At 58.3% G+C, this 7,623-nt stretch carries 10 protein-coding genes and 1 pseudogene; 3 read left to right on the forward strand and 8 right to left on the reverse strand.

Features of this window, described 5'->3' with window-relative positions:
• The 5 genes from M0974_RS27190 to M0974_RS27210 form a co-directional block, all read right to left on the reverse strand.
• The coding region (locus tag M0974_RS27190) for an ABC transporter permease (RefSeq protein WP_367279059.1) at positions 1–392 on the reverse strand (392 nt) is incomplete at its 3' end.
• Positions 392–1,591 carry an ABC transporter substrate-binding protein gene (locus M0974_RS27195; RefSeq protein ID WP_297844458.1) on the reverse strand — a complete coding sequence of 400 codons (1,200 nt, stop codon included), beginning with the start codon at positions 1,589–1,591 and terminating at the stop codon, positions 392–394. The genes M0974_RS27190 and M0974_RS27195, both read right to left, overlap by 1 nt.
• Positions 1,557–2,399: an ABC transporter ATP-binding protein gene (locus M0974_RS27200; RefSeq protein ID WP_297844461.1), complete on the reverse strand. Its 843-nt coding sequence runs from the start codon at positions 2,397–2,399 to the stop codon at positions 1,557–1,559. The genes M0974_RS27195 and M0974_RS27200 overlap by 35 nt, the downstream gene beginning before the upstream one ends.
• Positions 2,396–3,466 (reverse strand): acyl-CoA dehydrogenase family protein, encoded by a 1,071-nt coding sequence (locus M0974_RS27205; protein WP_297844462.1) that lies wholly within the window; start codon positions 3,464–3,466, stop codon positions 2,396–2,398. Before M0974_RS27205 ends, M0974_RS27200 begins: the two co-directional genes overlap by 4 nt.
• 46 nt (positions 3,467–3,512) lie before the next feature.
• A complete protein-coding gene (locus M0974_RS27210; RefSeq protein WP_297844465.1) occupies positions 3,513–4,073 on the reverse strand; it encodes a carboxymuconolactone decarboxylase family protein in 561 nt (186 codons plus the stop codon).
• Between the two features lie 102 nt (positions 4,074–4,175).
• Between M0974_RS27210 and M0974_RS27215 the strand changes: the two genes are divergently transcribed.
• From M0974_RS27215 to M0974_RS27225, 3 genes are all read left to right on the forward strand, one after another.
• Positions 4,176–5,096 (forward strand): AraC family transcriptional regulator, encoded by a 921-nt coding sequence (locus tag M0974_RS27215; RefSeq protein ID WP_297844467.1) that lies wholly within the window; start codon positions 4,176–4,178, stop codon positions 5,094–5,096.
• A 76-nt stretch (positions 5,097–5,172) separates the two neighbouring features.
• Positions 5,173–5,472 (forward strand): type II toxin-antitoxin system HigB family toxin, encoded by a 300-nt coding sequence (locus M0974_RS27220; protein WP_297844468.1) that lies wholly within the window; start codon positions 5,173–5,175, stop codon positions 5,470–5,472.
• Positions 5,472–5,831 (forward strand): transcriptional regulator, encoded by a 360-nt coding sequence (locus M0974_RS27225; protein ID WP_297844469.1) that lies wholly within the window; start codon positions 5,472–5,474, stop codon positions 5,829–5,831. The genes M0974_RS27220 and M0974_RS27225 overlap by 1 nt, the downstream gene beginning before the upstream one ends.
• A gap of 162 nt (positions 5,832–5,993) precedes the next feature.
• Here the strand turns inward: M0974_RS27225 and M0974_RS27230 are convergent, their stop codons facing one another.
• From M0974_RS27230 to M0974_RS27240, 3 genes and pseudogenes are all read right to left on the reverse strand, one after another.
• A complete protein-coding gene (locus tag M0974_RS27230) occupies positions 5,994–6,287 on the reverse strand; it encodes a gamma-butyrobetaine hydroxylase-like domain-containing protein (protein WP_297844472.1) in 294 nt (97 codons plus the stop codon).
• Positions 6,284–7,264: a HEAT repeat domain-containing protein gene (locus M0974_RS27235; RefSeq protein WP_297844474.1), complete on the reverse strand. Its 981-nt coding sequence runs from the start codon at positions 7,262–7,264 to the stop codon at positions 6,284–6,286. Before M0974_RS27235 ends, M0974_RS27230 begins: the two co-directional genes overlap by 4 nt.
• Positions 7,261–7,623 (reverse strand): annotated as a pseudogene (locus tag M0974_RS27240) (ABC transporter ATP-binding protein); the annotation flags it as partial. The pseudogene M0974_RS27240 and the gene M0974_RS27235, both read right to left, overlap by 4 nt.

The raw sequence follows: 7,623 nt of genomic DNA on the forward strand, positions 1-7,623 counted from the left end.
AAATAGATCGGCTGATCGCCCACCCCCATGAGCATCACCACCACTGGCATCCACGACAGCGGCGAAATCATGCGCAGGAACTGAAACGCTGGGTTGGTCGCGGCTTCAAGATTGCGCGAACCGCCAATCAACAAGCCCAGCGGCACACCGATCAGCAATGCCAGCAGCAGACTCAGCAAAATACGCTTGAGGCTGACCAGTACATTTTCGTAAAGCTCGGCTCGACCGAGCAGCTCCCACAAGCTGAAAAAGGTCGCCTGCGGTGAAAACCGCGCCGACAGTCCATCGGCATCGCCGAACAGACGAATGCCCAGCCACCAAGCGCCCAGCAGGCATAGCAATCCTGCCACGCCAAGTAACCCATGCCGCGCAGACGAAGTTTTCGCTCGTATCAAGCGCTGTACTCCTCGTTACGCTCAAAGCTTTCAGCCAGGCCAAAGGTCTTCAGGCCGCCCACAGCAGCGATGCTGTTGCGAACGAAGCGGTCGTCGACCAGATCACGTGCGACCTGTTGCGGGTCGAGGCCAGCGAGGAAGCTGTTGTCGCCCTCTATCAGCGTATTTTTCAAACGCCGTACCAGCTCTTCGGTGTAGCTCGGGAACGGATAGGGTTGAAAGTCGATGCGATGTTCGTCCCACCCGGCGTGCTGAATAGCCCCGCTGGCGAGATAACCCTGGCGTTCTCTGGGGGCTGGCGACAGCACCCGCTCAAGCACGGTCTGCGCATGGGGCGTGTAGCGATTGGTGCCGTCCTTGGATAACAGCTTTGCCGCTTCAGCCCGATTGTCACGGGTCCAGACTTGCGCCTTGACGATGGCGTTGACTACTTTTTGCGACCACTCGGGACGGTTGTTCAGGTCGTGCTCGTGCATGAACACCACGCAGCAGGCGTGATTACGCCAGACATCGCCGGTGAAACGCTGCACGCGACCGACGTTCAGGTCTTCGGCCAAGGCATTGAACGGCTCAGCGACGATGTAGCCGGCAATACGTTTGCTGGCCAGCGCTGGCGGCATGTCCGAAGGCGGCAACACCAGCAGATTGACCTCGTTGCTTGCCAACGGACTGTTGGCCGACCTGCTCACCGGCGTCAGGCCGTTATCGTGCAAAAGCTGCTGTACCACCACGTTATGGATCGAATACCAAAACGGGATCGCCACTGCCCGCCCGCCCAGTTGTTTTATCTCGTGGATATCCGGCGCCACGGTCAGCCCTGAGCCACCGACATGGTTCCAGGCCACGACCTTGGCCGGTACCTTGCTGCCATAACGCGCCCAGACGGTCATCGGCGACAGCAAATGAATGACGTTGACCTGCCCGGAAATAAACGCCTCAATCACCTGCGCCCAGCTGCGCAGCAACACCGGGCGCTCAGCCTGGATGCCCTCCGCTTCGAACAGGCCATTGTTGTGCGCCACCAACAACGGCGTGGCGTCGGTGATCGGCAAATAACCGATGCGCACCGGTGCGTCAGGCTCGGCGGCGGCGCGCGCCTGCAAACTGTTGAGCAATGGCATGGCGCCCGCTGCGGTGAGCATGGCGCTGAGTTTTAGAAAGTCACGACGTGTGTGGGTGAAGTCGTCCAGGCACATGGCCATTCTCCGGCGATTCGAGCGATTCAATACGAGGTTGGGGATTGCGGCTCGCCCGCCGAAGGGTTTTCAAAATGTCGACACGCAATGCGCCCATTTCCTCGACCAGCTCGGCACGCGGCTGAGGGAGGTCTATCTGCCACTCGCCTACCGTCTGCGCCGGGCTGTGGCCCAGTAGCAGGATTCGATTGGAGAGCAGCAAGGCTTCATCGATGTCGTGAGTAATTAACACGGCGCCAGTGTTATGCCGGGCGATCACGTCAAGCAGCAGTTGCTGCATGTCGGCGCGGGTGACTTCATCCAGTGCACCAAACGGCTCGTCCAGAAGCAAAACGTGGGGCTGACGCGCCAGACAACGGGCTAGCGCGGTGCGCTGGGCCATGCCACCGGAAAGCTGCGCCGGGAAATAAGAGCGTGCGTGAGTCAGGCCTACTTCACTAATTGCCTGATCGACACGCGCCTGGCGTTCGACGGCACTCAGTGACGGTTGACTGGCGAAGTCCAAGCCAAACGCGACGTTCTTTTCCAGGCTCAGCCAAGGCAACAAACTGGGGTCCTGAAACGCCACCGTCACCCGTGGATGCGGGCCGGTAAGCGGCTCGCCGAGCACACTGACAACACCTTTATGTGCCGATTGCAGGCCCGCAAGAACACGCAGCAGGCTGGATTTTCCGACGCCGCTGGGGCCAAGTATCGACACCACCTCCCCCGCCTTGACCTGCAGATCAAAGCCCTCAAGCACGCTTTTCCAGCCCTGCTCCCGTGGGTAGCCTAGGCTGACGCCGCTCGCGCTTAACACTGCGTTCATGCCTCAGTGCCTGTCGCTTGGAGCCGCAATTGGGCACGTAGCTGCACGAGGCTCGGCGTGACGATGGGCACGAACGCAGATTCGCGCCAACGCCGCGCAAACGCATTGCCGTGCTCGCTGAGAAAAGCCTTGCCGCCGCTGGCTTGCAGCTCCAGCTGAACGGCGCTGGCAACAGCTTCCGCCAACGCGATACGCAGCCGAAACAAGGCAGCCGGTTGTGTCAGGAATCGGCCATCGAGCATCCCCAACTTGAGCTCACCTACCGCCGATTCGAGCCGTTCACGCTGCTCTATAAGTTCATCGATCAATGCCGAGCGTGTGTCTTGAAGGTGGGCGCTGACCTCTTCCAGCGAGCGGCGCGCCAAGCCGATCGGCATACCGCATTGCAGCCCGAGAAACGCAGGTCGAACGGCGGGAAGAAATTGTCTGGCATCGGCATGCAACAGCCGATCAGCAGTGAGTTCCACATCACGAAAATCCAGCGCTGCCGTGTTGCTCGACTGCAAGCCCATCAGTTGCAGATCGTCCGAACGCTGCAAGCCGGCGACGGCATCCGGAATCGCCAGAATAAAGGGCGTCCCTGCGTGTTCAGGCTCAATCGCGGCAGCAACCACGAAGCCACGCTTGCGTAAATTGGTCACCCAGTGCAGTCGACCGTTCAAGGACCAACCGTCTGCTTGCGCGCTGGCACGGATTTGCAGAGCCTCAATGCCGGACAGGAACTTCATCGCATTGGAAAGCCCGGTGGCACCCGCGAGCGTGCCGTTCAGCAAGTCCGGCAGCAACTGCTCGCGCAGCTTTGCATTTGGGCTTTGCAGCAAATATTCGATAAACGCCCGCTGCCCCCAAAAAACGAACGCAGCAGCCAGCGAATGTCTGGCAATACCGGCAACAGTCTCTACAGCATCTGCCAAGTCTCCGCCTATGCCGCCGTGATGCGTGGCGATGCCAACGCGCAAGGTATCGGCGCTAGCCAACTGCGGCAAAACCTGTTCCGGCTCGCAGGTGCCGAGATCCAAAGCCTGCGCATGTGCGTCTAGCCAGATGCCGAGTGCCGGGTCAAACATGCGCTGTCTCCTTATTCATTGATCATGGGCTGCGATAAAGCGCTAATCACTGGGCAGAAGACTGCCACTGGTATTTCTCAAGCTCAGCGTTCAGCGATGTCTGGGCGAATACGTTGACGAAATTACACAGTGTCGCGAGGCTGATGCCGAGAATGACTTCCAACGCATTGCCTTGGCTGTATCCTGCGGCCTGGAACGCTTGGTAAGTGTCATCACTGACATTGCCACGGGTAGCAATCACTTCGCGGGCAAACGCTGCCAGCGTTTCAAGCTTCTCGTCTGGCAGTTCAGTGCCTACACGTAACGCTTCCACCACGTCCTGGGGCAAACGCGCTTTGTTCAGCCCTATGGCAGTGTGCCCAGCCACGCAGAAGCTGCAACCATGGATCGTTGCAGCGGTGAGTTGCACCACTTCCCTTTCGGCCAGACTTAGCTCAGCCTTGCCATTGAGTGCGGATACCGTCAGGTAGGTTTCCAGCGCTGCCGGGGCATTGGCCAAAACGCCTAGCAAATTGGGCAGATAGCCGTTTGCTTTAAGGGCATTTTCCAGAAAAGGTCGAGCGGCTTCAGGCGCGCTTTCCAGGGTTTGCACAGTGACGCGTGACATGGTGAACTCCTGCGGTTTTGAGGGCAGGTAAGTGTGTTGGTTATAAAAACTTTGATCCATATTCTAAAGTAGCAATTACTTGCTCCTGAGTGTTTCCCTTAGATGAATTCATCCAGCCCACTTATCGATTGGTTATTAGCAAGCCTTGAACTGGACGCCAGTATTTTCCATGTCGGTCGTTACTGCGGTGGCTGGCACGCCAGCACTCACGGGCTCGCGCGCTCAAGCTTTCATCTGGTAGTGCAAGGTCACTGCTGGCTGCATGTCGACGGACACCACAGCCCGCAAAAACTCGACAGCGGCGATGCGGTATTTTTGCTGCGCGATCTGAAATACCGCCTGTCCAACGAGCCAGATGCCGAGACCGCTTCGCGCCAACCGCGCGTTGAAATGCAGACCTTGGACGGCGCGGCATCTGACGGCGTAGGCCTGGTGTGCGGGTTCTTTCATTTCCAGTCGGGACTGTCTTCGTTGATCGTCGAAGCCCTGCCCGACTTGATCATTCTGCGCGCCAACGAGCCATCCTCTACGGCAGCCCGCAGCCTGTTCGAACTGATTTTACAAGAATGCCAGCGTCAACCCGGCCCCTCGCCGGCCTTGCTCGAACGTCTCAGTCACTTATTATTTCTGTACGTCTTGCGCCAACACGTCAGCGAAAATCTGGCGCTGGGCGGCCTGGTAGCAGTGGCTCGGCAACCAATTTTCGCGTCGCTGCTGGAGCAATTGATCGAGCACCCTGAACGTGCCTGGTCGCTGGAAAGCATGGCCGCGTGCACCGGGCTTTCGCGCTCGGCATTTTTCAAGCGCTTCAACGAAGTCGCCGGACAGTCACCGGGGCACGTTTTACTCGCGCTGCGTATGCGCCACGCCTCCCACCTGCTTAGAGCCGACAACACCGTGGAGTTCGCGGCCAACGCAGTGGGCTATCAATCCATCGCCGCCTTCACCCGTGCATTCAACAAAGCGATGGGGATGCAGCCAGGCGCTTATCGCAAGCAGCATCAAGGTCGGTTGGGTGTTTGATAACCCGTCACCCTTCGCTTGACGTTATTGATCAGGAATACCATAATCCTCCCAAATTGGGAGGGCCAGTTAAGTCATGAGAGTAATCGCAAAGCGAACGTTAAAGGGATTTTGGGAAAAGCCAGGATGCGTTGACGCTGAACGACCGCTCACCGAATGGCACAACATGATGCTCAAGGCTGGTTGGATCACTCCCCAAGAATTGAAGGCAGAGATACGCACAGCGAGCATAATCAAGGGCGGCAGGGTCGTTTTCAATGTCGCGGGCAACAAATATCGACTGGTGGTAGCTATCGATTACACCCACCAGATTGCATGGGTAAAATTCATAGGAACCCATGCACAGTACGATCAAATCAACGTGGAGACTGTGTAATGAACCTAAAACCGATTCGTAGCGAAGAAGAGCTAAACACTGCTTTTGCTCGCGTTGAGGAGCTTTGGGGCGCTGCAGCTGGATCTCCGGAGGCCGATGAACTTGAGGTACTCTCGATCCTGATTGAAAAGTACGAAGATGAGTATTACCCCATAGCACCGTCTGATCCAGTAGAGGCAATCAAGTTCAGGATGGAGCAACAAGGTCTATCACCGCGCGATTTAGAAGTGTTCATTGGTACAAGTGGACGTGTGTCTGAGGTTCTAAACCACAAGCGCTCACTGAGTTTGGCCATGATCAAGCGGCTGCACAACGGGCTTAGAATTCCATACGAGAGCCTTCTAAGCGACGCGCCCTGACCCTGCTATGGCATTACGAAATTAGCGAACACTAAAAGTCAGAACTCACTCGCCCAAACAATTCCACTCTCGGGTTACCCGCTATTTCCTGATCGCGGTACAAGGCGAGTTTTCGCTGGATGCACATACGGTTCCTCTTATCTTCCGGTGGAAACATCTCCATCATTGAGCCTCCGCCGACAATGCCTGTAAGTACACCCACGGATAAATTCCGCGCTCATGGCCGTCGCTGAACACCAGTTGCACGCCATAGCCCTGGCTATTGATTTGCACCACACGAATGCTGGGTGCTACCACAGGATTCATGCCTTTCAAGCGAAACGCTCGGCATTGCGAACATGGGCAGTGGCGGCGCAGCATGGCGTGGTCGAGCAACTGAATATGCCCATCGGGCCAGTTCAGACGCAGTTGCCCGTTGTCTTTGGAGTTACCGATGGCCACCGGCGCGGCTGTCATTGCAGCTGAACCAAGGCGATACGCACTGCTTTGCGCACTTCTGGGTCGCCGTCGTTTTCCGCCGCTTGCAGTGCCGCAAGTGCGCCCTTGTCACCTAACTCGCCAAGGGCCAACGCCGCCTCTTTGCGCAGGTTGCTGATGCTGTGGCTTAAGGTTTCGATCAGCGCCTCCAGGCCGGGTACATAACGCAGGCGCCCCAGACTGCGGGTGGCGCGCAAACGCACTTGCCAATAGTCGTCGCTCAGGGCGGCGACCAGCGCCGGGCCTGCTGCTTGCTGCCCGACTTTGCCCAAGGTGGTCGCCGCCTCTTCGCGGACTTGCCACGCGTGATCCCGCAACGCTCGGCGCAACGCGGGCAACACGCGGTCATCACTCGCCAAGCCCAGTGCGCCGGTGGCGGCACGCCGTACTTCGGTATCCGAATCCTCGCTGGCCAGCCGGGCAAGTGCGTCCAGCGCATCAATACTTTTCAGCCAGCCAAGCACGCTCACTGCCTCGCGACGGACGCTGGCTTCGCTATCCTGCAGCGCATGCAATGCTGCCTCCGCCGCATCCACTAGCCGCAGCTCACGCAGGGCGCGGAAGGCTGCAACACGGACGCTGGCTTGGGCATGCACGGTCCATGGCAAAATCACCTGCCCGGCCTCCTCGCTCTTGAGTACGCTCAGGCTTTGTGCAGCGGCTTCACGGACACTCTGCTCCGGGTCGGTCAGCGCTTCACAAAGGGCTTGAACCACTTCGGTGTCTTCCCAGGCTTCAAGCAATCGCGCTGCTTCGGCACGTACTTCAGTGGCGGTGTCATTACGCAGCCGACTTACCAGCCACAGCAAGCCTTCGGGCTCTTCCAAATCGGCCAGATCAATCAGTGCAATGCGCCGCACGCCAGGATCAGGGTCTTGCAGACGTGGCCGCAACGCCAGAATTTCAGCGTTGTCGATGTCATCGAGGATGCGGGGTGTATCGGTCATTTCAGTCATAAGGCAAATCGCGGTCGATTGTTTTCAATGGGAAGTCCGAGGGGGGTCAGGCGTGGCAGCGGCCGACCGTCCTCGTGACGCAGCAACTCAAGGCAATGACGCTTCAAGCGGGAAAACTCGTGGGTTGTCACCAGCTCTGTAGAGCGCGGCCGTGTGAAGTCCAGGCGCAGGTCTTCGATGATTCGCCCCGGACGCGGGCTCATGACCAGTACGCGGTCGGCCAGAAACAGGGCCTCATCAATGTCGTGGGTCACGAACACCACGGTGGTGCGAATACGGGTCCAGATGTCTAGCAACAGTTCTTGCATCTTCAGCCGGGTCAGTGCGTCCAGCGCACCGAAAGGCTCGTCCATCAGCAA

It is taken from the genome of Pseudomonas sp., assembly GCF_026224925.1.
Lineage (GTDB): Bacteria > Pseudomonadota > Gammaproteobacteria > Pseudomonadales > Pseudomonadaceae > Aquipseudomonas.